21 protein-coding genes are annotated in these 24,429 nt (G+C 71.9%); 12 read left to right on the top strand and 9 right to left on the bottom strand.

The genetic code is table 11. The annotated features are described in order from the left end of the window. Nucleotides 1-66 precede the first annotated feature (66 nt). Nucleotides 67-1,026 carry a chorismate mutase gene (locus tag IMZ11_RS46650; RefSeq protein WP_374462249.1) on the top strand — a complete coding sequence of 320 codons (960 nt, stop codon included), beginning with the start codon at nucleotides 67-69 and terminating at the stop codon, nucleotides 1,024-1,026. 524 nt (nucleotides 1,027-1,550) lie between these two features. Here IMZ11_RS46650 and IMZ11_RS08125 read toward each other — a convergent pair. Together IMZ11_RS08125 and murA are read right to left on the bottom strand one after the other, a co-directional pair. After that, nucleotides 1,551-3,857, bottom strand: coding sequence for a transglycosylase domain-containing protein (locus tag IMZ11_RS08125; protein ID WP_228639134.1), 2,307 nt, complete (start codon nucleotides 3,855-3,857; stop codon nucleotides 1,551-1,553). 54 nt (nucleotides 3,858-3,911) lie between these two features. Further along, on the bottom strand, nucleotides 3,912-5,216 hold the full coding sequence (murA, locus tag IMZ11_RS08120; protein WP_228639132.1) for a UDP-N-acetylglucosamine 1-carboxyvinyltransferase: 1,305 nt from the start codon (nucleotides 5,214-5,216) through the stop codon (nucleotides 3,912-3,914). A 53-nt stretch (nucleotides 5,217-5,269) separates the two neighbouring features. Here murA and IMZ11_RS08115 point away from each other — a divergent pair, with 53 nt between their 5' ends. Further along, nucleotides 5,270-5,764, top strand: a complete 495-nt coding sequence (locus IMZ11_RS08115) for a hypothetical protein (protein WP_228639130.1) — start codon at nucleotides 5,270-5,272, stop codon at nucleotides 5,762-5,764. A gap of 167 nt (nucleotides 5,765-5,931) precedes the next feature. On the opposite strand, the gene IMZ11_RS08110 is transcribed toward IMZ11_RS08115, so the two are convergent. Together IMZ11_RS08110 and ybaK are read right to left on the bottom strand one after the other, a co-directional pair. Beyond that, on the bottom strand, nucleotides 5,932-7,323 hold the full coding sequence (locus IMZ11_RS08110) for an amidase (protein WP_228639128.1): 1,392 nt from the start codon (nucleotides 7,321-7,323) through the stop codon (nucleotides 5,932-5,934). Between the two features lie 91 nt (nucleotides 7,324-7,414). Then, nucleotides 7,415-7,870: a Cys-tRNA(Pro) deacylase gene (ybaK, locus tag IMZ11_RS08105; RefSeq protein ID WP_061252795.1), complete on the bottom strand. Its 456-nt coding sequence runs from the start codon at nucleotides 7,868-7,870 to the stop codon at nucleotides 7,415-7,417. Between the two features lie 171 nt (nucleotides 7,871-8,041). On the opposite strand from ybaK, the gene IMZ11_RS08100 reads away from it, so the two are divergent. The 5 genes from IMZ11_RS08100 (at nucleotide 8,042) to IMZ11_RS08080 (ending at nucleotide 13,893) form a co-directional block, all read left to right on the top strand. Further along, nucleotides 8,042-8,932, top strand: coding sequence for a sensor histidine kinase KdpD (locus tag IMZ11_RS08100; RefSeq protein WP_228639124.1), 891 nt, complete (start codon nucleotides 8,042-8,044; stop codon nucleotides 8,930-8,932). A gap of 2 nt (nucleotides 8,933-8,934) precedes the next feature. Then, on the top strand, nucleotides 8,935-9,630 hold the full coding sequence (locus IMZ11_RS08095; RefSeq protein ID WP_228639122.1) for a response regulator transcription factor: 696 nt from the start codon (nucleotides 8,935-8,937) through the stop codon (nucleotides 9,628-9,630). 186 nt (nucleotides 9,631-9,816) lie between these two features. Further along, the gene (locus IMZ11_RS08090; protein ID WP_228639120.1) at nucleotides 9,817-10,869 is read left to right on the top strand and encodes an ABC transporter substrate-binding protein; all 1,053 of its coding nucleotides are present in this window, start codon (nucleotides 9,817-9,819) and stop codon (nucleotides 10,867-10,869) included. Between the two features lie 8 nt (nucleotides 10,870-10,877). Further along, a complete protein-coding gene (locus IMZ11_RS08085; RefSeq protein ID WP_228639117.1) occupies nucleotides 10,878-12,674 on the top strand; it encodes an iron ABC transporter permease in 1,797 nt (598 codons plus the stop codon). Next, nucleotides 12,667-13,893 carry an ABC transporter ATP-binding protein gene (locus IMZ11_RS08080; RefSeq protein WP_228639115.1) on the top strand — a complete coding sequence of 409 codons (1,227 nt, stop codon included), beginning with the start codon at nucleotides 12,667-12,669 and terminating at the stop codon, nucleotides 13,891-13,893. Before IMZ11_RS08085 ends, IMZ11_RS08080 begins: the two co-directional genes overlap by 8 nt. A 27-nt stretch (nucleotides 13,894-13,920) precedes the next feature. On the opposite strand, the gene IMZ11_RS08075 is transcribed toward IMZ11_RS08080, so the two are convergent. The 5 genes from IMZ11_RS08075 to IMZ11_RS08055 form a co-directional block, all read right to left on the bottom strand. Further along, nucleotides 13,921-15,171, bottom strand: coding sequence for an NAD(P)/FAD-dependent oxidoreductase (locus tag IMZ11_RS08075; protein WP_228639113.1), 1,251 nt, complete (start codon nucleotides 15,169-15,171; stop codon nucleotides 13,921-13,923). Between the two features lie 14 nt (nucleotides 15,172-15,185). Beyond that, the gene (locus IMZ11_RS08070) at nucleotides 15,186-16,601 is read right to left on the bottom strand and encodes an NAD(P)/FAD-dependent oxidoreductase (protein ID WP_228639111.1); all 1,416 of its coding nucleotides are present in this window, start codon (nucleotides 16,599-16,601) and stop codon (nucleotides 15,186-15,188) included. After that, entirely contained in the window at nucleotides 16,598-18,076 is a 1,479-nt protein-coding gene (locus IMZ11_RS08065; protein WP_228639109.1) for an FGGY family carbohydrate kinase, read from the bottom strand. The genes IMZ11_RS08070 and IMZ11_RS08065 overlap by 4 nt, the downstream gene beginning before the upstream one ends. Continuing rightward, nucleotides 18,073-19,566: an amino acid permease gene (locus IMZ11_RS08060; protein ID WP_228639107.1), complete on the bottom strand. Its 1,494-nt coding sequence runs from the start codon at nucleotides 19,564-19,566 to the stop codon at nucleotides 18,073-18,075. The genes IMZ11_RS08065 and IMZ11_RS08060 overlap by 4 nt, the downstream gene beginning before the upstream one ends. A gap of 70 nt (nucleotides 19,567-19,636) precedes the next feature. Continuing rightward, nucleotides 19,637-20,410, bottom strand: coding sequence for a DeoR/GlpR family DNA-binding transcription regulator (locus IMZ11_RS08055; RefSeq protein WP_228639105.1), 774 nt, complete (start codon nucleotides 20,408-20,410; stop codon nucleotides 19,637-19,639). Nucleotides 20,411-20,553: 143 nt separating this feature from the next. On the opposite strand from IMZ11_RS08055, the gene hisD reads away from it, so the two are divergent. From hisD to hisH, 5 genes are read left to right on the top strand one after another with little or no spacing between them, the layout of a single operon-like run. Further along, on the top strand, nucleotides 20,554-21,861 hold the full coding sequence (gene hisD / locus IMZ11_RS08050; protein WP_228639103.1) for a histidinol dehydrogenase: 1,308 nt from the start codon (nucleotides 20,554-20,556) through the stop codon (nucleotides 21,859-21,861). 38 nt (nucleotides 21,862-21,899) lie between these two features. Next, nucleotides 21,900-22,976 (top strand): histidinol-phosphate transaminase, encoded by a 1,077-nt coding sequence (locus IMZ11_RS08045; RefSeq protein WP_308066766.1) that lies wholly within the window; start codon nucleotides 21,900-21,902, stop codon nucleotides 22,974-22,976. Continuing rightward, on the top strand, nucleotides 22,973-23,605 hold the full coding sequence (hisB, locus tag IMZ11_RS08040) for an imidazoleglycerol-phosphate dehydratase HisB (protein WP_228639101.1): 633 nt from the start codon (nucleotides 22,973-22,975) through the stop codon (nucleotides 23,603-23,605). The genes IMZ11_RS08045 and hisB overlap by 4 nt, the downstream gene beginning before the upstream one ends. Next, entirely contained in the window at nucleotides 23,602-23,754 is a 153-nt protein-coding gene (locus IMZ11_RS08035) for a hypothetical protein (RefSeq protein ID WP_228639099.1), read from the top strand. The genes hisB and IMZ11_RS08035 overlap by 4 nt, the downstream gene beginning before the upstream one ends. Further along, nucleotides 23,745-24,383 carry an imidazole glycerol phosphate synthase subunit HisH gene (hisH, locus tag IMZ11_RS08030; protein ID WP_228639097.1) on the top strand — a complete coding sequence of 213 codons (639 nt, stop codon included), beginning with the start codon at nucleotides 23,745-23,747 and terminating at the stop codon, nucleotides 24,381-24,383. Before IMZ11_RS08035 ends, hisH begins: the two co-directional genes overlap by 10 nt. Nucleotides 24,384-24,429: the final 46 nt, after the last annotated feature.

The raw sequence follows: 24,429 nt of genomic DNA, 5'->3' as shown, positions 1-24,429 counted from the left end.
ACGAGCGTCTCTGCCTTTTTCGTTGTCAACGAGCCGGTCGAATGCCGGCCTAACCGAGGAGCCGACATGTCCCAGGCCGTCCCACTCGCCACAACGCCGCCCGACGGCACGACCGGCGGCGTGCCCGACCGCTCCGCCGTACGGATCGGGACCCTGATCGTGGGAGAAGGGTCGCCGGTCGCCGTGATCGGCGGTGGCGACGCCCGATGGCTGAGCCTGCGCGGTCATCACGGCCGCAGGTCGGCGGCGGAGGCCGTCGCCGAGGCGCGCGCGGGCTGGTCCGGCCCGCTGCTCGTGGAACCGTTCTCGGCCGAGGACCTCGACGCCGTCGCCGCCGGCGCGGACGGCGTCCTGGTGGGAGCGGCCTGGATGCAGGACTTCCAGTTGGTCCGCGCGGCGGCCAGGCTCGGCCTGCCGATCGTCGTGCAGCGCGGCCCGGCCGCCACGCTCGAGGAGTGGCTGGCGATCGCCGACTACTGCGTCGCCGAGGGCAACGACCAGGTGGTGCTGTGCGAGAGCGGAAGCCGTACGCACGGATCGGCCGGTGTGCTCGACATGGCGCTGATGCGCGCGGCGCGGGAGCGGTCGGGGCGGCCGGTCCTCGCCGACCTCGGCGGTGACGCGACGCTCGCCGCGGCGGCCGTCGCGGCCGGAGCCGACGGCCTGCTGCTCGCGCCGGACGCTCCCGCCGCCGCGGTCTCCGCCGCCGCGGAGGCCGCCACGGTGCTGGCCGCACTGGTGCGGCACGAGGCCCCGGAGACCGTCGGACGGGCCAGGGACGCGATCGACCGGGTGGACGCGGCGCTCGCCACGCTCCTGGAGCGCCGGGCGGCGCTGGCCGGCACGGTACAGCGGCTCAAGCCCGTCGGCGGGTTCGCCGGCCGGGACATGGACAGAGAACGCCGCCTGGTCGCCGCCATGGCGCACCGCGCCCCCCGCCTGGGCGAGGTACGGCTCGCGCTCGTCATGAACGCGGTGATCGAGGCCGGTCTCCACCTGGCAGAGGAGGAGCGCGGGCGCCCCTGACGTGTCGCCACGCGGAGGGGCCCGATGCCTGGCAGAACGAGGAATTCGAGTGTCTGCTCGACCCGGCCAACAGTGCCTATTACCGGCTCGGCCGCGATCACGTCGACGAGCGCGACGAACTGTTCCAGTTCGCCGTCCCCATCACCGACCCGGCGCAGGCCGACCCGGCCACCACCGCTCGCTACGCCGGCGCCGTCGACGGCCATCCCACGGCGGTCGCCTTCGGTCTGCTCGACATCCACAGGCCATGGTTCCGGAGAGAACGCCACTGGGGGTTGTTCCATTACCTCCTTGACGGTCACCACAAGACGGCCGCCGCGGTGGGGCGCACCATCCGCCTGCTGACCTTCATCTCGGCGGCCGAGTCCTTCGCCACGGAGGCCGAGCTCCTGCGGCTTGCGGACACGCTCCTGGCCGGGAACGGCGCCCGCGGGGAATGACACCGAAGCCGGGCCGGGCGCCGCCCTCCCGGCTCGGGATCCGAGCCGGGAGGGCGACGCCGTACTCGCCCGGAACGGCGTCGCCTACCTGCTCGGGATGAGGCGCGGTGGCTGTCCGGCCGGGAACACGGCCGCCGGGTCCAGACCGGCCGTCGCCGGTGTGCCGTCCCCGGTGGTCCCGGCCGGCTGGGCTCCTTCCAGGATCTGGAAGATGTCCGGTATGGCCGGGCGGGCGTCCCGCTTGTGTTCGCCCCGGTGCCGCTTCTTGCGCCGGGCCTCGCGCGCCTTCTTCCGTGCGGCCTCCAGCATCTCCTTGAGGCCGGGGGTGTAACCGCCGCCGAACCTCGCCATGTCGGGTCCGTTGAAGCCGCTCGGCGGGGTGCGCCTGAGCGCGCCGATCATGGAGTTCACCCAGATGGGGCCGGGGAGCGAAGCGCCCTGGACCGATCCGTAGTACTCCCCGCCGATCGTCACCCCGGTGAGCGGGTACCGGTACGAGCCGCGCATGTCGCCGACGCTGACGGCGGCGGCCAGGTCGGGCGTGTACCCGGCGAACCACGCCGAGGTGTAGCCGTTGTTCGTGCCGGTCTTTCCGGCCGCCGGTCGGCCGATCGACTGCCCGTGCATCGTGCCGCGGGTGAAGACGCCCTGGAGCACGTGGTTGACGGCGTCGGCGACCTGCGGCTCCAGCGCGCGCGAGCAGCTCGGCGGAACGGGAACGCGGGTGCCGTCCCGCTCCACGATCCCGGTGATGGCGACCGGCCGGCAGTAGCGGCCGCGTGCGCCGAAGGCGGCGAACGCCGCGGCCACGGTCGTCGGGTCCATCTCGTTGACGCCGAGCGTGAACGTGGGCACCTCGTGCAGGGGAGCGCCGTCGGCGCGGTCGATCCCGAGCCTGCGCGCCGTCCTGACGACGTTGCACAGCCCGACCCTGCGCTCCAGCTTCATGAAGAAGATGTTGACGGACTTCCACGTGCCCAGCTCCAGGCTGTACGGCCCGCCGCTGCCCTCACCGCCCGCGTTGAAGATCCTCGCGCGGGGGTCGTTCACCGGTTTGCCCGAGCAGTCGGTGTACCCCTCACGCGGGACGAACCGGCCGGGCGTCTGGAAACCCTGCCCGAACCGCCAGCCCTGCGACAGCGCAGTCGCCAAGGTGAACGCCTTGAACGTGGAACCCGCCTGGAATCCGAGGCCGCCGCCGTGCGCCTGGTCCGTCGGCAGGTTGTAGGTGGTGTTCGGCCCGTTCTTCTTGTTGCCCGGGTTGCGGCCGTAGCGTTTGCTGGCCGCGAGGGCGCGGATCCGGCCGGTGCCGGGCTCCACCATCGCCTCCGCCGCCACCTCGGTGTCCGCGGGGGCCACGCGCGCGGCGATGGCCCGCTCCGCGGACCGCTGTGCCAGCGGGTCGAGGGTGGTGTGCAGGATCAGCCCTCCGCGCCGCAGGGTCCGCTCCCGGTCGGCGGCGGTGTACCCGAACGCCGGGTTCGTGAGGATCTCGTGCTGCACGTACAGGCAGAAGTACGGGTAGCGGCTCTGGCCGCAGCCGCCGCCCTCCGACTGCATGTCCAGGCCGAGCGGCTTCGACCTGGCCGACCTGGCGGTGGTCGCCCGGATCACGCCGAGCTGCTCCATCCGCTCCAGGACCAGGTCGCGCCGCTCGCGCAGCGCCCGCCGCTGCGGCGCTCCCAGCGACGGGTCGGTGCTGTACGGCGTACGCACCGCCCCGGCCAGCGTCGCCGCCTGGGGCAGCGTGAGCCGTGACGCGTTCACGCCGAAGAACCGCTGGGCCGCCGCCTGGATGCCGAACGCGCCCGCCCCGAAGTACGCGATGTTGAGATAGCGCTCCAGGATCTGGTCCTTGGAGTACTTCCGCTCCAGCGCCAGGGCGTACCGCAGCTCAGTGATCTTGCGGTCGACGTTCTGGACCCGGGCGAGCCGCCGCTCCTGGTCCGTCTCGGCGTGGTTGACCAGGAGGTTCTTCACCAGCTGCTGGGTGAGGGAGGAGCCGCCCTGCCGGATGCCGCCCGCCTGGGCGTTCGTCACCAGCGCGCGGAAGGTGCCCTTGATGTCGAGGGCGCCGTGCTCGTAGAAGCGCGCGTCCTCGATGGCGACGATCGCCCGCCGCATGACCGGGGCGATCCGGTTGATCGGCACGGACTCCCGGTTCTGCAGGTAGAACTGGGCGATCTGCTTGCCGTTGCGGTCCAGCACCCGGGTCATCTCCGGCAACGGATCCTCGGGCGGGGCCGGGAGCTGGTCGGTGAAGGTGCTCGCCGCCTCCTTGGCGGCCAGACCGACGCCGCCCACCGCCGGAAGGACCAGCGTGGCGACCAGAACGCCGCCGAGCGCACCGGCCGTCCCGAGCGCCCCGGCGTACGCGAGTCGAATGGTCACGAGGTAATGCCTACGACCGCGCGCCGCCCGCGAAACGGTGGCGCGCGGAAGCTTTTACATTCCCCGGCTGATCTTCAACCCGAGGGAGGTGAACTGCTCGAACGGACGGTGGTAGCCGCGCTCGATGTGGTTCACGCCGCGCAGCGTGGACGTGTCCTCCGCGACCGCCGCGGCCAGCACGGCGGAGAATCCGGCGCGGATGTCGGGCAGCGTGACGTCCGCCCCGCGCAGCTTGGACACACCCCGTACGACCGCGGAGTGCTTGGCGTTGCTGTCGTGGTAGCGGCAGGCCGGGCCGCCCAGGCACTGGGCGAACACCTCGATCTCGCAGCCCATCTTCTGCAGGGCCGGCACGTACACGAGCCGGTTCTCGAAGACGGTCTCGTGCAGCACGGACATGCCGTCGGCGCGGGTGAACAGCACCATGAGCGGGGTCTGCCAGTCGGTCATGAACCCGGGGTGGGTGTCGGTCTGCACCGCCGCCGCGCGCAGCCCGCCTGGCGCGGACGCGGTCAGCCACTCGTCGGTGATGTCGAACCGCGCCCCCATGCGGGCCAGGGTGGTGATCGCGGTGACCAGCCGGTCCTGCGGGCAGCCGTGCACCCGGACCTCGCCACCGGACACCAGGCCGGCCACCAGGTAGGAGAACGCCTCGATGCGGTCGCCCGCGAGCCAGGTGGAGGCGCCGCGCAGCCGCTCGACGCCCTCGATCACGATGCGCCGGTCGGGGCTGAGCTCGATCATCGCGCCCATCCGCTGCAGGAACAGCGCGAGCTCGACCACCTCGGGCTCCATCGCGGCGCCCTTGATCACGGTCTTGCCCTCGGCGAGCACGGCCGTCATCAGGATCGTCTCGGTGGCGCCGACGCTGGGGTAGGGCAGCGTGATCCGGTTGCCGCGCAGCCGGGTCGCCTTGGCGGTGATGCCGGTCTCGCCGACCTCGATCTCGGCGCCCATCAACCGCAGCGCCTCGACGTGGAAGTTGACCGGCCGCCGTCCGATCGGGTCGCCGCCGACGAGCGGGACGAACGCCTCGCCGGCCAGGTGCAGCAGCGGACCCAGCATCAGGATCGGGATCCGGTTGAGCCCGGTGTACTCTTCCGGGACGCGGGGCCGGATCTCCGCGCCGCGTTCGATCTTGATTTCTCCGGGCGTGATCTCCACGTGGATGCCCAGGGCCTCCAGCATGGCCGCCGTCAGGCCGACCTCGCCGACCTCGGGCGCGTTGTGCAACGTGCTTGGACCGGTCCCGAGCATGGCCGCGACCATGTGCTTGGACACCGCGTTCTTGGACCCGCGCACCTCGACGTCGCCGCGTAGCGGCCCGGACGGCTCGATGTGCCACACCTCTTCGCTCACGTGGCAAGAGTAACGGCGTTCTGCTCCCGGTCCGCGTAGGTAGCATCGTGACGGTGCGGCATCTGAGAGTCGATCTGGCCACATTGGCGGTGACGGTGCTGGTGCTGGGCGCCCTCGGCGTGGCGGCCGGGTTCACGTGGTCGGCGGTGGCGCCGACGTCCAGGTTCGCGCTGACCGACTCGGGACTCCACCTGGCCGATCCGGAGTCGCAGACGCTCATCGCCGCGGACGGCTGGTTCGCCGCGATCACCGGAGCGCTCGGCCTGGTCTCCGGGGTGGCCGCCTACTTCGTGACGCGCGGCCGCGCCCCCGTCGGCGCCGTGCTGGGGGTGACGGGAGGCGGGCTGCTCGGCGCGTACGTCGCGTACCAGGTGGGCTCGACGGTGACGGGGACCACGATCCAGGCGGCCGGGCCCGGCGGGATCAGGATCACCGACTCCCTCGGCCTGACCGCGCACGGGGTGCTGCTGATCTGGCCGCTCCTCGCCGCCGGGATCTTCTGGGTGCTGGAGTTCATGCTGACCTATCGCGAGGTCCACCACACCTAGCGGTACGTCTGGCGGTACGTTTGGCGGTACGTCGTCCGGCTTCGGCACACCGAGCCGCGCGGCGACCTCGCCCGCTGCCGCGGTCTTTCCTGGCGGTGGCCGACCATGTGAGCGTGCCGGAAGCCGTCCGACGCCGGATCGCCGGGGGTGTGGCGGACGCCGTCCGATCAGAGTCCGGGCCGCCGCGCGCCGTACCCCGTGGCCCGCTCGAACGCGTGGCCGAGGCGGAGCACGTCGAGGTCGGCCCACGGCCTGCCGACGATCTGCAGGCCGACGGGCAGCCCCCCGGAGGTGAACCCGCAGGGCACCGACATCGCCGGCGCGTGCAACACGCTGACCCAGTAGCAGGACCGCATCCACGCGAGGTAGTCCGGCATCGGCCGCCCGTTGATCTCCGTGACGTACGGATCGTCCGCCGGGAACGGCGGCACCTGGCTGACCGGAGCGATCAGGAAGTCGTAGTCGTCGAAGAAGGCGTTCATCCGGTGGAACAACCCGGTGCGCAGCCGCTCGGCGCGGGCGAGATCGTCGCCGGTGACCTTGCGGCCCTCCTCGACGTTCCACGCCACGTTGGGACCCACCCCGGGCAGGTCGCCGTAGCTGAGCGCGTAGTACCACGCCCGCAGGATCCGGAAGGCGTCCTCGGCGTCGGACAGGTCGAGGTCGACCAGCTCGACCCGGGCTCCCATCTCGGACAGCGTCCCGGCGGCCTCCGCGGTCGACCGGGCGGTCTCGGCGTCCACAGGAAGGCCCCCGAGGTCGGGGCTGTAGGCGATCCTGGCCCGGGTGACGTCCAGGTCCAGCCCGGTGCCGAACCTGTCGCCGTCCTCTCGCACCGCGTACGGGGAGGAGGGGTCGAAGCCGGAGATGGCCCGCATGAACAGGGCCAGGTCGGCGACGGTCCTGGCCAGCGGCCCGGGAACGCTCAACGTGAACCAGGCGGCGTGCGCCGACCTGGCCGGAACCCGGCCGGGGGTCGGGCGCAGCCCGGCCACGTTGCAGAAGGAGGCGGGGTTGCGCAGCGACCCGCCCATGTCGGATCCGTCGGCGAGTGGCACCATGCCGGCCGCCAGGGCGGCGGTGGCGCCCCCGCTGCTGCCGCCCGCGCTCCTGGACAGGTCGTACGGATTGCGGGTGACGCCGAACACCTCGTTGACCGTGTGCGACCCGGTGCCGAACTCGGGCGTGTTCGTCTTGCCGATCATGACGCCGCCGGCCGCCCGGACCCGCCTGACCAGGATGTCGTCCGTGTCGGGAACGTGGTCGGCGAACACGCGGGAGCCGTAGGTGGTCCGGACACCGGCGGTGTCGGCCAGGTCCTTGTGCGCGACCGGCAGCCCGTGCAGCGGGCCGAGGACCTCACCCCTGGCCAGCGCCTCGTCGGCCCGCCGCGCCTGGTCGAGCGCCCGCTCGGGGGTCAGGGTGACGATCGCGTTGACCCGGCCGTCGACCTCCTCGATGCGGCGCAGGTGCGCCTCGGCCAGCTCGACCGCGCTGATCTGCTTCGCGAGGAGCAGTTCCGACATCTCGGTCGCGGTCAGGTAGTGCAGATCGGTCATCGGTGCGGCCCCCAAGGACGGTCGTACGGCTGGCCCCCCGAGTCTCGCGGAGCCGTCGCCGGACCGCGATGGCAAGGTTCGCCGAGGCGGCTCAGCCGGTTTTGCCGATCGGGGCGGTGACCGCCCGGGTCAGCTCGATCAGGTTCGCCGGCGCCGTCTCGATCTGCAGGCCGCGCCGTCCGGCGGAGAAGTAGATCGTCTCGAATCCGAGCGCCGACTCGTCGACCACGGTGGGCAGTTTCTTGCGCTGGCCGAGCGGGCTGATCCCGCCGACGACGTAACCGGTGACCCGCTCCACCTTGGCCGCGTCCGCCATCGCGGCCCGCTTGCCCTTGAGCGCGGCGGCGAACGCCTTCAGGTCCAGCTTGCCGGAGACCGGGACGACGGCCACGGCGAGGCCGCCCTCGGTCTCGGCGACCAGCGTCTTGAAGATCCGCTCGTACGGCAGGCCGAGCGCGTCCGCCGCCTCCTCGCCGTACGCCTGGGAGCCCGCGTCGTGGTCATACGGGTGGAGGGTGAAGTCCACCTCGGCCTTGGCCAGTGCCATGGTCGCCGGGGTGCCCTGCCCGCCCTTGCTCTTGGTCTTGCTCACCCGTCGAAGCGTAGGACATGCGATGCCCGTGTCCGAATGTGCGGCCGCCGGACGAGGCGAGCAGGTGAATGGTGACAGGTCAAGATTTATCGGTGTATGTCGCGATCGATCAGGCATCATTGCGGCGTGAGCGGGCGCCGACTTCGCGTTGAGTTCTGGGGCTGGATGGTGCTGTCGTCGGTCAGCCTGCTTCCCTCGGTCCTCGCCGTCGTGGCCGACCTCCGCTGGCTGGCCCTGGCCGGTGGCGCGCTCCCGACGGCGGTGACCGGGGCGGCGGTCGCGGCGTCCCGGCGGTCCGCCGCGGCGGACCGGGAAGAGCTTGAGCGCAGTCGGCGCCTGGCCAGCGTCCGGGCGGATCTCGTCTCGGCGGTCAGCCACGAGGTGCGAACCCCGCTGGCCATGGTGAAGGCGGCGGCCGACCTCATCGACGAGGGACGGCCCGGGCCGCTGACCCCCCAGCAGAGGGTGTTCCTGGACACCATCCGGCAGCAGTCCGACCAGGCGATCGCGATCGCCGAGGACCTGCTCATACAGGCGCGGATCGATGCCGGGCGGTATTCGGTCGAGTGGACCCCGACCGATCTCGGGGACCTGGTGCGGGATACGGTGCGGGCCATCCGCCCCATCGCCGCGGCGCGCGAGCAGCGGGTGACCACGCACACCCCGCAGTTGTCACCGCGCCTGGCGCTCGATCCGCGCCTGATCCGGCAGGCGCTCACCAACCTGCTGGCCAACGCGATACGGTTCACCTCCCATGAGGGACATATCGCGGTACGGCTGTACGAGAACTCCGAAACCGTCGTCGTCTCCGTGACCGACGACGGAGCCGGTATGTCCCGCGTCGAACGCGCCCGCCTGTTCGAGCCGTTCGTGTCCGGCGCCACGCTGGGGGACGGCACGGGACTCGGGCTCATGCTGACCCGCCAGATCGTGGAACTGCACGGCGGGCGGCTCCTCGTCGACACCCGGTTGCGACGCGGGACGACAGTCATGATGACCCTCCCCCGTAAGAGGTGAGCATGAGCGCTCAGCCGCCGGTCGTCCTGGTCGCCGAGGACGAACCGCAGATGGCCGTGATCCTGGCGTACCTCCTGGAGACGGAAGGGTTCACCGTGCGGACGGCGCGGGACGGGGCCCAGGCCAGAGCCGTCTTCGACGCCGGAGGCGTCGACCTCGCGATCCTCGACATCGGCCTGCCCCGGGAGGACGGCCTCTCGCTCTGCCGCCATATCCGGGCTGTCGGTGACACTCCGGTGCTCCTGCTGACGGCCCGCGCCGAGAGCGCCGAGGTCATCGAGGGCCTCGAGTCCGGAGCCGACGACTACGTCACCAAGCCGTTCCACCCCCGCGAGCTGGCGCTACGCGCGCACGCGCTGATCCGGCGGCGCGGCACGCCACGCCCCCGTCGGCTGGTCCGGGTCGACGACCTCGTCATCGACCCGGCGAGTGCCAAGGTCACGATCTCGGGCCAGGAGGTGCGCCTCACCCCGACGGAGTGGAGGCTGCTCGCCGCGCTGGCCGAGCGGCCGGGTGAGGTGGTGTCGTGGCGGCGCCTGCTGGAGCAGGCGTGGGAGGTGGCCGAGTGGAGCGGCGGGAGGGAACTGGTCAAGGCTGCGGTCTACCGGCTCCGGCTTCGCCTCGGCGACGATCCCGCGGAGCCGAGGTTCGTGGAGACGGTGCGCGGCGCGGGATATCGGCTGCGGCTGGCACCCTGAACGGTCGCCCGCCGTGTTCCGGGGGCAGGGCGGGGGATGGGCGCGGACGTCCGATCGTGTCATCGTGACCGAATCTCGTGGTAACGCCGCTGTTACACAGGCTCACCTCGCTGTCACCGACTTCCCGGCCGGGGTTCCGTACTGTCGGCGCTGTCACCCCAGCCACGACGGTCAGGAGTACGGAAGATGCGGATGAGGAAGAGGCGGTCGGCCGCCGCCGGTGGCCTGGTGGTCGCCATCACGCTGAGCGCGTGCACGCAGGCTCCGGGAACGGGCGGCGGCGAGGCGAACGGCGCCCTGACCGTCGTCTGTGGCGCGCAGGAGGACTGGTGCCAGGCGCTGACCGCGGCGTTCCAGCGGAAGACCGGGATCAAGACCGGGTTCGTGCGTCTGTCCAGCGGTGAGGCGGTCGCCCGGCTCCGCGCGTCGAAGGACAGCCCCGAGTTCGACGTCATGCACGGAGGCCCCGCCGACGGCTACGTGGCGGCCAAGCAGGAGAACCTGCTCGCGGCCTACTCCTCGCCCGTGGCCGGGGACATCCCGGCGCGGTACAAGGACCCCGAGGGCTACTGGACCGGCGTCTACGTGGGGGCGCTCGGGTTCTGCTCGAACACCGGCGTGCTCAAGCGGCTCGGCCTCAGCGCGCCGACCTCCTGGCAGGACCTGCTCGCGCCGAAACTGGCCAAGCAGGTGGGCAGCGCGCATCCGGCCACATCCGGAACCGCGTACGTCGCCGTGTGGACGCAGGTGATGCTGCACGGCGGTGACCAGGACGCCGCGCTGGAGTACTTCAAGAAGTTGAAGACCAACGTCCTGCAGTACAGCAAGAGCGGATCCGCTCCCGGACAGCAGGCCGGGCGGGGGGAGATCGCGACCGGCGTGATCTTCGCGCACGACTGCGTGAAGTTCCAGGACGAGGGGATGACCGACCTCCAGCTGACCTATCCCGCCGAGGGCACCGGCTACGAGGTGGGCGCCGTCGGGCTCATCGCGGGCGCCCGCAACCCCGACGCGGCCAAAAAGTACATCGACTTCGCGTTGAGCCCGGAGGCCCAGGAGATCGGCCCGACCGTGAAGTCCTACCAGCTGCCGACCAACCCGAAGGCCACGGTCTCGGCGAAATCGGTCGATCTGAGCACCGTCAAGCTGATCGACTACGACTTCGTCGCGGCGGGAGACGCGAAGAAGGATCTGGTCGCCCGATTCGACAGCGACATCGCCACGGCCCCCAAGGAATGACGAAGGGCATGCGCGTCGATATCGCCGACTCCCCGGTCGCGGCGCGGGGCACGCGCCGGTGGCGGATCAACCCGCCGCCGGCGCTCGTCCTGGTCGCGCTGATCCTGGGGCTGGGCCTGCTACTCCCGCTCGCGCGCATCCTCATGGCGGCGTCGTCCGCCGAGGGGATCGCCGCGGCCGGCAGGCTGGTGACCAGCCCGGTCAATCGCGGCATCGTGGTCAACACGGTGCTGCTCGGTCTCTGCGTGGCGGGCGCGGGCCTGACCCTGGCGTTCCTGTTCGCCTTCGTGATGGCGCGTCTGGACGTGCCGTTCAAGCGGCTGCTGCACACCATCGCGATCATCCCGGTGGTCAGCCCGCCGTTCGCCCTGGCGACGGCCGTCATCGTGTTGTTCGGACGCAACGGCCTGATCTCGCAGGGGATCTTCGGAGTCGCCTACGACGTCTACGGGCTGGACGGGCTCACCCTCGTTCTCGCGCTGTCCTTCTTCCCCGTCGTCTACCTGAGCCTGCTCGGCATGATGCAGCGCCTCGACCCGGCGCTCGACGAGGCCGCGACCGGGCTCGGCGCAGGCCCGTGGCGGGTCTTCCGGACGGTGACCCTGCCCATGATCCTTCCTGGCCTGGCCGGCGGCTTCCTGCTGCTGTTCGTGGAGGCGATCGCGGACCTGGCGAACCCGCTTGTGCTCGGGGGCGACTTCACCGTGCTCTCCGCGCGGGCCTATCTCGCGATCACCGGTGAGTACGACCTCGTGTCCGGGGCGGTGTTCTCCCTCTCGCTGCTGATCCCCGCGCTCCTGGTCTTCCTGCTGCAGAAGTACTGGATCGACGGCAAGAAGGTCTTCACGATCACCGGCAAGCCGTCCGGCACCCCGCGTCTGATCGGTGGCCTCTGGCGGTGGCCGCCGTACGCGCTCGCCGTGTCGGTGGCGTTCCTGATCACGACGATCTACGCGGCCATCGTGGTCGGCGCCTTCACCAAGGTGCCGGGCGTGAACCACACGTTCACCCTGGACAACTTCCGGTTCGTCCTGCTGGGCATCGGCTCCGACGCGATGATCGACACGACCGTCATCTCGATCGTCGCCGCGCCGCTGGCCGGGGTCCTCGGCATGGTCGTCGCCTGGCTGGTGGTGCGCAAACTGCGCCGCGGGGCCGGCGCGCTCGACTTCGTGGCCATGCTGGGGGTGGCCGTACCCGGATCGGTGCTGGGCATCGGGTTCCTGCTCGCCTTCCACCCTGCGAACCTGGTCGGGGGCGTGACCGTCATCCCGTCACTCGCCGGGGGCGGGGCGGTACTCGGCGGGGCGGTGGCGATCGTCTTCGTGCTCACCCTGCGTAGCCTGCCCGCCGCGCTCCGGTCGGGCGTGAGCGCGCTCCAGCAGATCCATCCCTCGATCGACGAGGCGTCCACCAGCCTCGGCGCCGGAGACGCCACCACCTTCCGCCGGATCACCCTGCCGCTGATCCGCCCCGCGTTCTTCGCCGGGCTGACCTTCGCCATCGCGCGCTCGATGACGACCCTGTCGCCCATCGTGTTCCTGACCACTCCGGAAACCAAGATCATGACGTCGCAGATTCTGGCCGAGGTCGACGCGGGGCGGTTCGGCAACGCCTTCGCGTACTGCTGCGTCCTGGTCGCCATCATCCTCGCGTTCATCGGCGTGGTGCGTCTCCTCATGCGGGACGGCCCGGCCCGTCGCGCGATCCGGGTCGACACGATCTCGTCGAGTTCATCCAGTTCATCCAGTTCATCCAGTTCATCCAGTTCGTCCAATTGGAGAAAGGAACCGGGAAATGAGTGACCGGGACGCCGGCACGGTCGAGCTGCGCCGCCTCACCAAGGTCTACGAGGGGCAGCGGGACACCGCGCCGGCCGTCGCCGGCATCGACCTCACTGTGCGCGCCGGCGAGTTCCTGACCCTGCTCGGGCCGTCCGGCTGCGGCAAGACCACGACGTTGCGGATGGTCGCCGGATTCGAGACGCCGACCAGCGGAACGATCACGCTGGACGGGCGGGACATGCTGCGCCTGCCGCCGAACCGCCGGCCGATGGCCATGGTCTTCCAGAGCTACGCGCTCTTCCCGCACCTGTCGGTGTACGAGAACGTCGCCTACGGCCTGCGCATCGACCGCTCCCGCCGCGCCAACCTGGACGACGCGGTGTCGGTGGCGTTGACCAGCATGAACCTCGACGGGTTGGCCGACCGCCAGCCGCACCAGCTCTCCGGCGGGCAGCAACAGCGGGTGGCGCTGGCCAGGGCCATGGTCATGCAGCCCAGGGTGCTCCTCTTCGACGAGCCGCTGTCCAACCTCGACGCGAAGCTGCGCGAGCAGATGCGGCGGGAGATCCGCCTGCTGCAACGCAGGATGGGCATAACCGGCCTGTACGTGACCCACGATCAGGACGAGGCGATGAGCCTGTCCGACCGGATCGTCGTGATGAACTCCGGCCGCATCGAGCAGGTGGGCACGCCGGGGGAGATCTACACGAGGCCCGCGTCGGTCTTCGTCGCGGACTTCATCGGCAGGGCGAGCTTCGTCGCCGTCGACCCTCGCGGTGACGGCGCGGACGACCATGGCGTACGGGTGTCGGCCTTCGACGAGGAGCTCGTGGTGGCCGCGCATCCGGCGCTGAGACACGGGCGGTCCTCGGTACTGATGCTGCGGCCGGAGTCGATCGCGCTGGAGGCCGTCGCCGGTGACGCCAACGGCAGCGTGGTCAGCGCGATGTACCTGGGCACCAGCGTGGAGTACGAGGTGGAGACGCGGTACGGGAGCCTGCTGGTCTCCGTCCCGAACCCGGACCCGGACCAGGTGCTCGCCGAGGGTACCTCGGTGCGGGTCGCCGTGGACCCGGGCAAGGCGTACGTGCTGCCCAGGGAGGAGAGCGGGGAGGAGAGCGGGGAGGAGAGCGGGGAGGAGAGCCGGGGCCGGTACGCCCCACCCCCAACAGGGGCGGGGGCGGGGCGAACCGCGGGAACGGAGATCGTCTCGGCGCATGGCGCCGACGCGTTGCCGTGACACCCGGCCGACGGCGCCCGCGTCGGTTCAGGCCAGCGCGATGGTGATGGGCCCGCCGTGCGGGTCGGCGCCGGAGAGCATCGAGGACGGCACCCGGAAGACCCGGCCGGGGGAGACCGGCCAGGGGAGTGTCCGGCGGGAGATCCGCCGTCCGTCCTGGGTCACCTCGACCCGGGCGACGAGCCGCGGCTCCGCCGACCAGAGCAGGATCCGCTCGCGCGGCGGCGTGCCCGCTCCCGGGCGGATCAGGCCGGGGGACACCCAGGTGAACGGTGCCTCGGCCCGCAGCGGGATGCCCGGCCCGTACGGCAGAGCGCCCGCGAGGTAGTCCCGGACGTGCCGGGCCACGTGCCGGCCGTCGAGCGCCGCGATGTCGGCGGTGTCCACCGGGTGGATCAGGTTGCCCACGGCGAAGACGCCGGGACGGCTGGTGCGCAGGGCGTTGTCGACCAGCGGCCCCTTGCTCCCGGGATCCATGTCCAGACCGGCCGCGCGGGCCAGTTCGTGGTCGGGGATCCAGTCACCGGTGAAGATCACCGTGTCGCACGGCACCGTGCGGCGCGCTCCCGACGCCAGGTCCTCGACCTCGACCGCCTCGACCGCGTGATGCCCGATGATCCGTACGACCCGGGTCCGGGTCGCCACCGGCACCCGCAGCACGGCCCGTCCGGGCACGCTGAACGCGGCGTAGGACTCGGCGTGCGGCTGCTCCGTCGTCATCAGGACGGTGCGGCACCCGGCCTCGCGCAGGGTCAGCGCCGCCGACCAGCTCACCAGCTCCGCGCCGACGATCACCGCCCGCGTGCCGACCTCGCGGTGGTGGAGGTGGACCAGGTTCTGCAACTGGCCGGTGTTCATCACACCGGGCGGCCGGTCGCCCGGCACCAGCCGGGCCGTCCTGGGCCGCTCCCTGGCCCCGGTCGCCAGCACGACGGCGCGGGCGTCGACACGGACCCGGCCCTCGGGCGTGGTGACGTCCAGGGCGCGCTCGCCGCTCCAGCCGGTGACCATCGCCGACGTCCGGACGCGGGCGCCCGCCTCCAGCGCGCGCTCGACGAGTAGCCGCGCGTACGCCGGACCGGTCATGACCCTGCGCAGGTCGCGCAGGCCGTACCCGGTGTGGTCGCTGTGCCGGGGGATGCCCCCGGCCTGCCGCTCCCGGTCCAGCACCAGCACATCCAGCCCTCCGGCCGCGAGCTCCCGTGCCGCGGTCAGGCCGGACGGCCCGCCGCCGACGACGGCGACGTCCGGTGTCTCCAGGAGGACGTTCTCTGTCATGCTCCCCGTGCCGCTCACTGTGACTCCCCCGCGCGCAGGCGCTTCTCGACCTCGGCCCCGCAGAAGAAGCCCTGGCAGCGGCCCATCAGCGCCCGCGTACGGCGGCGCAGCCCGTCGACGTCGGCGGGCGGGATGGGCGAGGCGAGCGCGTCCCTGATCTCCCCTTCGGTGACCCGCTCGCAGAAGCACACGGCCGTGCCGTACGCCGGGTCCTCGGCGATGAGGTCCGCGCGCTGGTAGGGCCGCGGGAACGCCTCGCCGATGTTGGGCATGCGCGGCGGGTCCGGCAGTGTGGCCTTCGCGTCGAGCCGCAGCCCGGCCTCGCCGAGCAGGCCGAGCGTGTGCTCGGCCAGGGCCATGGCCGACGTCAGCCCGGTGGAGCGGATGCCGCCGAGCACGAGGTAGCGCTGCCCGGTGTCCAGGTGCACCTGGTAGTCGCCGTGCTCCGTGGCCGCCCGCAGGCCCGCGTAGGAGGCGGTGACCTCCTCGTCCAGCAGGGCGGGCATGAGCTTCCTGCCCTTCTCCAGCAGGAAGTCGAAGCCGTGCTCCGAGGTGGAGGTGTCCGTCCGGTCGTCCCGGTCCTCGGCGGTCGGGCCGAGCATGACGTTGCCGTAGATCGTCGGGCTGACCAGCACGCCCTTGCCCCGTGAGCTGGGCACCGGCAGCACGATCCGGTTCACCATCGGCCGCGCCTGCTTGTCGAACACGAACAGCTCGCCCCGGCGCGGGGTGACCGTGAACCGGCGGTGCCCGAAGAGGCCGTCGATCACGTCGGATCCGAGCCCGGCGGCGTTGACCACCCAGCCCGCGCGCAGCGTCCCGCGGCCGGTGCGCAACACCGTGTCGCCGTCCCCGCCGCTCTCCGCGCCTTCGACCCTGGTGTTGAGCAGCACGTACGCGCCGCGGGACAGGGCCTCCGTGGCGAACGCCAGCGTCGTGGTCCACGGGCAGATGATCGACTCGTCCGGCACGGTCAGGCCGCCGAGCGCGCCCGGCGCCAGCGCCGGGACCTGCCGGTAGACCTCCTCCGCGCCGATGATCTCGCACCGCTCGTAGCCGTTCTTGACCGCCTTGGCGGCCAGTCCGGGAAGCGCGGCCAGTTCCTCGTCGGTCCAGGCGACCAGCACCGCCCCCGTCCGCTCGACCGGGATGCCGGTGGCGCCGGCGTATTCGGCCAGCAGCTCACAACCCCGCCGTACCAGCCGGGACTCCAGCGTTCCGGGGGTCGCGTCGAACCCCGTGTGCAGGATCGCGGTGTTGGCCTTGCTCGTGCCGTCGCCGACGTCGCAGCGCGCCTCGACCAGCGCGACCGACAGCTCGTACCCGGCCAGCGCGCGGGCCACGGCGGCACCGACGACCCCGCCGCCGATCACCGCCACGTCGACTCTCTCGACCGGCAGGGGACCGTACCTCATCTGCCGTGCGTTCATGCGTCACTCCCCGTGTCGTCGGCGCCGTCCACCCTGTCCACGGGCCCCTCCGCGACCCGGTCGACGGCCGCGTTGACTCCCTGGCGCCACCGGGCCAGGAACTCGGCGGCGCGGTCGCCCGACCAGCGCGGCTCGTACGTCATGGACGGCGTCCACGCCGGAACGGCCTCCTCCACGCTGAGCGCGGGCTCCACCGCGAGCCGGGCCATGGCGGCGGCACCGAGCGCGGTCGCGTGCGGCGACGGATAGACGTCCACGGGCATCTGGGCCAGGTCGGCCTGCGCCTGCATCAGCGTCGCCGACCGGGTGAGCCCTCCGTCCACCCGCAGCCGGGTCAGGGGGGCGCCGAGGTCGCGGGCGACGACCTGGGCGAGGTCGGCCACCTGGGCGGCCACACCTTCGAGGACCGCCCGGACCAGGTGGCCGGGGCGGGTGGACAGCGTCATGCCGAGGAACGAGGCGGTCGCCTCCGGGCGCCACCAGGGCGCGGCCAGCCCGGCGAGCGCCGGGACGAACAGCGCGCCCTGGCTGTCCGGCGCGGCGAGCGCGTCCAGGTCGGTCGCGCCGCCGATGAAGCCGAGGTCGCCGAGCCAGCGCACCGCCGACGCCGCCGTGTAGACCTGCCCGTCCACGCAGTACGGCGTGCCGCCCCTGGCCCGCCACGCCACGGACGTGGTCAGGCCGGAGGTGGACCGTACGGCGTGCTCGCCGGTGTTGGCCAGCAGGAACGCGCCGGTGCCGAAGGTGCACTTGGCCTCGCCGGGGCGCAGGCAGCCCTCCGCGAGGAGGGCGGCCTGCTGGTCGACGATGAGGCCGCCGACGGGGATCTCCCCGCCGAACGCCCGGGTGGTGCCGACGACCTCGTCGCAGGCGACGATCCGGGGCAGCCGCTCACCGTCCAGCTTGAACAGGCGCAGCAGCTCGGGACTCCAGTCGACGGCGTCCAGGTCGAGCACCAGCGACCGGCTGGCGGTGGCGGCGTCGGTCACGAACTCGCCGGTGAGGTGGTGCACCAGCCAGGTGTCGCTGGTGGTCACCACCCCGTCGGCGGTGAGGTTGCGGCGGATCCACGCCATCTTGGGCGCGGAGAAGTAGGGATCGAGCACAAGCCCGGTCAGCTCCGCGATCCGGGCGGCGTGGTCGGTGAGATCGGCGCAGACGTCCTCCGCGCGGCGGTCCTGCCACACCAGCGCGGTCGTCAGCGGCCGCCCGGTGTCGGGGTCCCACGCGAGGACGGTCTCGCCCTGGTTGGCCAGGGTCACCGCGTCGATCGGCCGGCCCGCCTGGGCGACCGCCTGGCGGCCCGCCGCGAGCACCGAGTCGAGCAGTTCCTGCGGGTTCTGCTCGACCCGGCCCCCGGGCAGGTACGCCGGGCGGACGGGGACCTCGGCCAGCGCCAGGACGGCGCCGTCCGGCCCGACGACGACGGCCTTGGTCCCCGACGTCCCCTGGTCGATGGCCAGGATGGTCGTCACAGCTCGTCCACCTCCGTGCCGACCTCGGCGGTCAGCCGGTCCCTGCGGGTGGCCCAGACGAAGGCGAACACGATGGCTCCGAGCACCAGCGAGCCGAGGGCGTAGAGCTGCGCCGTACGGAAGTCGGACGGGATGATGAAGATGCTCAGCTCGATGAGCAGCCAGACGACGGCGCCCGCGACGACGGGCTTCTCCCACCTGCCGAGCCGGAAGTCGTCCGGCTGCGGGCGGTACTTGTGCCGGGTGCCCAGGTAGAGCGCCACGGTCCCGGCGTACAGGATGGCCGGCATCAGGGTGCCCGCGCCCAGGAGCTGGGACAGGGCGTCGGCGTTGCCGGAGAAGGCGAGGACGATCAGGATCGAGGCGCCGGCGGCGACGACGGTGGCCCAGGTGGGGCCGCCGGTGGCGCGCGGCACCCGGCTCAGGGCGGTGGAGCACGGCAGCCTGCCGTCACGGGCCATGGCGTGCACGAGGCGGCTGCAGCTCACCATGATGACCAGGCCGCAGGCGAAGATGGCCACGCTCACGACGACGAGGAAGGCGCGCGCCATGCCGGCCCCGACCACGTTCTCGATGACCTGCGCGACGGGGGCGGAGGAGGCGCTGATGCCGGCGACGTCCGTGCCGAGGGCGGCGGTGACCACGATCAGGAACACCATGCCGATGATCACGCTGACCAGGATCGCGCGGACCATGGCCCGGGGGACGACCCGCTTGGGGTTGATGGTCTCCTCGGCGAGGTTGGCCGCCGACTCCCAGCCGACCAGGGTGAACGCGCCGAGCAGGGCCGAGAGCATGAACGGCCCGAGCCAGCCGAAGTAGCCGTCACCGGACGCGACGCCGGTGGAGGTCAGGTTGGACCATTCGGCGTGCCCGCCGAAGATCGCGAATCCGGCGATGAGCAGCGTGAGCCCGATCATCGCGATGACCTCGGCGCTGACCGCCAGGTTGTTGATCTTGGTGGTGATGGGGGTCGACCAGATGATGAGGACCATCTGCACCAGCAGCACGACCAGGGTCACCAGGGCGCCGCTGAGCGGGGTGTAGGTCCAGCCGAACAGCGGGAACAGCGCCGCCTGGGCGAGCCCGTAGTCGACCGCGACGGCGACGATCGCGAGGAACGCGAACGACACCCAGCCGAACCACCAGCCGAGCACCGGGGAGGCGAGCCGGCTCGCCCACTGGTAGCTGTAACCGGAGAGCGGGATCCGGCTGGCGAGCATGCCGTAGACCAGCGCCACCATCAGCGTGCCCGCGCCCACGATGGGCCAGGTCCAGATGCCGGCCGGGCCGCCCGAGCTGAGCACCGTGCCGTACGTGGAGAACAGGCCGGTCGTGATCGAGATGAACGAGAAGGCGACCGCGAAGGACTCGAACGACTTCAGGGTGCGCTTGAACTGCTGGGAGTACCCGGCGTGCGAGATCGCCGCGTCGGCGGCGCTGTCGCTCCCGGTCGTGACCCCCGTCGAGGGCGTGGAACGATGGGACATGGATCGTCTCCTGCTGCGAAGAAAGTGAGCGGTCCTGGCCCGGTGGCGTTGCAGCGCCGCCGGGCCGAGTTTACGGCCTGATTACCTCCACACCCGCCCTGACCAGGGCGGATGCGAGTTCGGGTGGCGGTTCCCCGTCGGTGATGAGACCGGAGAACCCGTCCAGGCCGCACACCCGGTAGGCGGCGACCCTGCCATGTTTCGTGCTGTCGGCCAGCACGTAGGTGCGCGCCGTGTTCGCGAGGATGACCCGCTTCGTCGCGACCTCGTCGAGGTAGTAGTCGGTCAGCCCGGCCCGCGCCGTCACGCCTCCGGAGCCGAGCAGCGCCACGTCGGCCCGCAGGTCCTGGAAGAAGGCCACGGTCTGGGCGCCCCAGACCGCGAGGTCGCCCTGCCTGACCCGGCCTCCGGCGGTCAGCACCTCGACGCCCGGCCGCCCGGCGAGCTCCGCGGCGACCAGCAGCGAGCAGGTCGCCACGACCCCGTGGAACCCGGGCGGGATCGCCCGCGCCGCGTGCACGGCGGTGGTGCCCACATCGATGATCACCGTCTGGCCCGGCCGGAGGACCTGGGCGGCCAGCGCGCCGATGACCGTTTTCGCCTCCGCCTGCGCGGTGGAGCGCTCCAGGTAGGAGGACTCCTCGCCGGTGCCGGACGTGATGGCCGTGGCCCCGCCGTGCACCCGTACCAGCAGGCCGCGCTGTTCGAGGGTGTGCAGGTCGCGGCGGGCGGTCTCGTGCGAGACGCCGAGCAGGTCGACCAGATCCTCGGTGCGCAGCGTGCCGGCCTGCGACAGTGCCTCGACGATGCGCTGGTGGCGCTGGGCCGGAAGCATGGACACCATCCACTTGACCGAAATTGACTGCTATTGCCCGGAATTGTGGATTAGTGCCCGAAAGATGTCAAGAGTCGGTCACCGGAACGAAACGCGTTGTCCGCATGCTGGACGTAACGGGATCAGCCTCGCGCCGTCCGTAGACTAGGTGGGTGATTTCCCGTATCGACCTGCGCGGGTCCCTGCCCGATGACCTGCGCGATGTGCTGCCCCGCGCCGAGCTCGACGTCGAGGCCGCCCTTGACAAGGTGCGGCCCATATGTGAGGACGTGCGCCATCGTGGCGCGGCAGCCGTACGGGAGCTGACCGCGAGATTCGACGGCGTCGAGCTGAAGTCCACCCGCGTTCCGGTGGAGGAGCTCGGCCGGGCCCTGGCCGGTCTCGACCCGGCGGTGCGCGCCGCCCTCGAAGAGTCGATCAGGCGGGCCCGCCTGGTCCACCGCGACCAGCGGCGCGTCGACGCCACCACGCAGGTCGTGCCGGGCGGCACGGTCACCGAGCGGTGGGTCCCGGTGGACCGCGTCGGCCTCTACGTGCCGGGCGGGCGGGCCGTCTACCCCTCCAGCGTGGTCATGAACGTGGTCCCCGCCCAGGAGGCCGGAGTCCCGTCGCTCGCCGTGACGTCGCCCGCCCAGAAGGAGTTCGGCGGCCTGCCGCACCCGACCATCCTCGCCGCCTGCGCGCTGCTCGGCGTCGACGAGGTCTACGCGGCGGGCGGGGCTCAGGCCGTGGCGATGTTCGCCTACGGCACCGAGGAGTGCCCCCCGGCCACCATGGTCACCGGGCCGGGCAACATCTGGGTGGCCGCGGCGAAGCGCCTGCTCAAGGGACGCATCGGCATCGACTCCGAGGCGGGTCCGACCGAGATCGCGATCCTCGCCGACGAGACCGCCGACCCGGTGCACGTCGCCGCCGACCTGATCAGCCAGGCCGAGCACGACGTGATCGCCGCCTCCGTGCTCGTCACGACCAGCGTCGAGCTCGCCGACGCGGTGGAGAAGGAGCTGCCCGGCCAGGTCGCCGCCACCCGCCATTCCGAGCGGGTCACCGAGGCGCTGTCCGGCCGCCAGTCCGGCATCGTGCTGGTCTCCACCCTCGACGACGGCCTGCGCGTCGTCGACGCCTACGCCGCGGAACACCTGGAGATCCAGACGGCGAACGCGTCCGAGGTGGCCGCACGGGTGCGCAACGCGGGCGCCATCTTCGTCGGGGCGTACTCCCCGGTGTCGCTCGGCGACTACATGGCCGGATCCAACCACGTGCTGCCCACCGGCGGCTGCGCCTGCCACTCGTCGGGACTGTCCGTGCAGACCTTCCTGCGTGGCATCCACGTCGTCGACTACACCCGGGAGGCGCTCGCCGGCGCCGCGCCGCACGTCTGCGTGCTCGCCGACGCCGAGGACCTCCCGGCGCACGGCGCGGCGATCCGCGCCCGGTTCGACTGGGGCATCCCCTCATGACGGATCCCGCCCGACAGGACAGCCAGCGAGAGAGCACCGTGACGACACTCGACGACCTGCCGATCCGGGACGACCTGCGGGGGAAGACGGCCTACGGTGCCCCCCAGCTCGACGTGCCCGTCCAGCTCAACACCAACGAGAACCCCTACCCGCCGTCACCCGGCCTGGTCGACGACCTGGCCCGTGCCGTACGGCACGGCGCGGCGACGCTCAACCGCTATCCCGACCGGGACGCGCTCGACCTGCGCAAGGACCTCGCCGACTACCTCGGCCACGGCCTCACCGCCGGGCAGCTGTGGGCGGCCAACGGCTCCAACGAGATCATCCAGCAGATCCTCCAGGCGTTCGGCGGTTCGGGACGCTCGGCGATGGGCTTCGAGCCCTCCTACTCCATGCACCCGATCATCACGGGCGTCACCGGCACCCGCTGGATCGACGGCGCGCGCGAGGAGGACTTCGCGATCGACGAGGCGCGGGCCGTCGCCCTGATCGAGGAGCACCGGCCCGACGTGGTGTTCCTCACATCGCCGAACAACCCCACGGGCACGGCGCTGCCCCTCGGCGTGATCGAGCGGATCCTCGCCGCCGCGCCCGGCATGGTCGTGGTCGACGAGGCGTACGCCGAGTTCGCGCGCGCGGGGACGCCGTCGGCGCTGTCGCTGCTCCCGGGCAACCCCCGGCTGATCGTGACGCGCACCATGTCCAAGGCGTTCGCGATGGCGGGCACCCGGCTCGGATACCTCGCCGCCGACCCCGCCGTCATCGACGCGCTGCTGCTGGTCCGCCTGCCGTACCATCTGTCGACGCTGACGCAGGCGGCGGCCCGGGTCGCGCTCGCGCACCGCGAGGAACTGCTCGGCACGGTGGACGCGCTGCGCGCCGAGCGGGACGCGACGGTGGACTGGCTACGGCAACGTGGCCTGTCCGTCGCAGACTCCGACGCCAATTTCGTGCTATTCGGTAAGTTTCCGGATCGGCACGCGGTGTGGGAGGACATTCTCGACCGCGGCGTGCTGATCAGGGAGACCGGTCCGGCCGGCTGGCTGCGGGTGTCGATCGGGACAGGCGACGAGATGGCGGCCTTCCGCGCCGCACTGGAGGGGGTCCTCGGATGAGCGACGCGCGTGCGAGCGGCACGGGGCTCGGCGGCACGGGGCGCATCGGCCGGGTGGAGCGCGCCACCAAGGAGACGTCCGTGCTGGTCGAGGTCAACCTCGACGGCACCGGCATCGTCGACGTGGCCACCGGCGTCGGATTCTTCGACCACATGCTCGCCCAGCTCGGCAAGCACGGTCTCTTCGACCTGACCGTCAAGACGCAGGGCGACCTGCACATCGACTCCCACCACACGATCGAGGACACCTCGCTCGCGCTGGGCGCCGCGTTCCGCGAGGCCCTCGGCGACAAGTCGGGCATCCGGCGGTTCGGCACCGCGGCGTGCCCGCTGGACGAGTCGCTCGCCCAGGTCACGGTGGACCTGTCCGGCCGCCCCTACCTCGTGCACACCGAGCCCGAGGGCATGGCGCCGATGATCGGCCCCGAGTACGACACCACCATGACCCGGCACATCCTGGAGTCGTTCGTCGCCCAGGCCGCGGTCTGCCTCCACGTGCACGTGCCGTACGGGCGAAACGCCCACCACATCGTGGAGGCGCAGTTCAAGGCTCTGGCCCGCGCGCTGCGCGAGGCGTCGGAGCGGGACCCGCGCGCCACCGGCGTGCCGAGCACCAAGGGCGTGCTATGACCTTCGCGTCCGTCGGCATGATCTTCGTGGGGCTCTTCCTCATCGGCGGGGTCATCTCCGCCGTGCGCCAGGGCCTGAAGGGGCTCGCCATCGTCACCGGCGCCGGAGCGGTGCTGGCGCTGACCGCGGGGGCGTTGTGGTGGCAGTAGCGAAGCGGGTCGTGATCCTCGACTACGGATCGGGCAACCTGCGCTCGGCCGAGCGGGCTCTGGCCCGCGCGGGCGCCGACGTCACGGTGACGGCCGACTACGACACGGCACTCGAAGCGGACGGCCTGGTCGTCCCCGGGGTCGGCGCGTTCGCGGCGTGCATGGCGGGGCTGAAGAGCGTCCACGGCGACCGCATCGTCGGCCGCAGGCTGGCCGCGGGGCGTCCGGTCCTCGGCATCTGCGTCGGCATGCAGATCCTCTTCGAGAAGGGCGTCGAGCACGGCGTCCACACCGAGGGCTGCGGCGAGTGGCCCGGCGTCGTCCAGCGCCTGGAGGCCCCCGTGCTGCCGCACATGGGCTGGAACACCGTGACCTCCCCCGAGGGCAGCGTCCTGTTCCGCGGGCTCGACGCCGAGACCCGCTTCTACTTCGTCCACTCGTACGGCGTGCGCCAGTGGGAGCTCGCCGCCGGACCCGGGTTCGCCGACCCGCTGGTCACCTGGGCCGAGCACGGCGTACCGTTCGTGGCGGCCGTCGAGAACGGGCCGCTCATGGCCACTCAGTTCCACCCGGAGAAGTCCGGGGACGCGGGAGCCGTACTGCTCTCCAACTGGTTGAGCACGCTGTGAACCCGCGGGGCCTCCCGGGCGCGAGCCCCGGACCGTCGCGAGGGGA

Origin of the sequence: Microtetraspora sp. AC03309 (assembly GCF_020826795.1) — a bacterium.
GTDB lineage: Bacteria > Actinomycetota > Actinomycetes > Streptosporangiales > Streptosporangiaceae > Microtetraspora > Microtetraspora glauca.
This window is presented reverse-complemented; position numbering and strand designations above follow the sequence as displayed.

Bases quoted from the DNA above. Each gene is read 5' to 3' on its own strand.
- IMZ11_RS08090 (WP_228639120.1), top strand. From the start codon at position 9,817: ATGCGGATGAGGAAGAGGCGGTCGGCCGCCGCCGGTGGCCTGGTGGTC.
- IMZ11_RS08060 (WP_228639107.1), bottom strand. From the start codon at position 19,566: ATGTCCCATCGTTCCACGCCCTCGACGGGGGTCACGACCGGGAGCGAC.
- IMZ11_RS08055 (WP_228639105.1), bottom strand. From the start codon at position 20,410: ATGGTGTCCATGCTTCCGGCCCAGCGCCACCAGCGCATCGTCGAGGCA.
- IMZ11_RS08080 (WP_228639115.1), top strand. From the start codon at position 12,667: ATGAGTGACCGGGACGCCGGCACGGTCGAGCTGCGCCGCCTCACCAAG.
- IMZ11_RS08035 (WP_228639099.1), top strand. From the start codon at position 23,602: ATGACCTTCGCGTCCGTCGGCATGATCTTCGTGGGGCTCTTCCTCATC.
- IMZ11_RS46650 (WP_374462249.1), top strand. From the start codon at position 67: ATGTCCCAGGCCGTCCCACTCGCCACAACGCCGCCCGACGGCACGACC.
- IMZ11_RS08070 (WP_228639111.1), bottom strand. From the start codon at position 16,601: ATGAACGCACGGCAGATGAGGTACGGTCCCCTGCCGGTCGAGAGAGTC.
- IMZ11_RS08110 (WP_228639128.1), bottom strand. From the start codon at position 7,323: ATGACCGATCTGCACTACCTGACCGCGACCGAGATGTCGGAACTGCTC.
- ybaK (WP_061252795.1), bottom strand. From the start codon at position 7,870: ATGGCACTGGCCAAGGCCGAGGTGGACTTCACCCTCCACCCGTATGAC.
- IMZ11_RS08095 (WP_228639122.1), top strand. From the start codon at position 8,935: ATGAGCGCTCAGCCGCCGGTCGTCCTGGTCGCCGAGGACGAACCGCAG.
- IMZ11_RS08085 (WP_228639117.1), top strand. From the start codon at position 10,878: ATGCGCGTCGATATCGCCGACTCCCCGGTCGCGGCGCGGGGCACGCGC.
- IMZ11_RS08075 (WP_228639113.1), bottom strand. From the start codon at position 15,171: ATGACAGAGAACGTCCTCCTGGAGACACCGGACGTCGCCGTCGTCGGC.
- hisB (WP_228639101.1), top strand. From the start codon at position 22,973: ATGAGCGACGCGCGTGCGAGCGGCACGGGGCTCGGCGGCACGGGGCGC.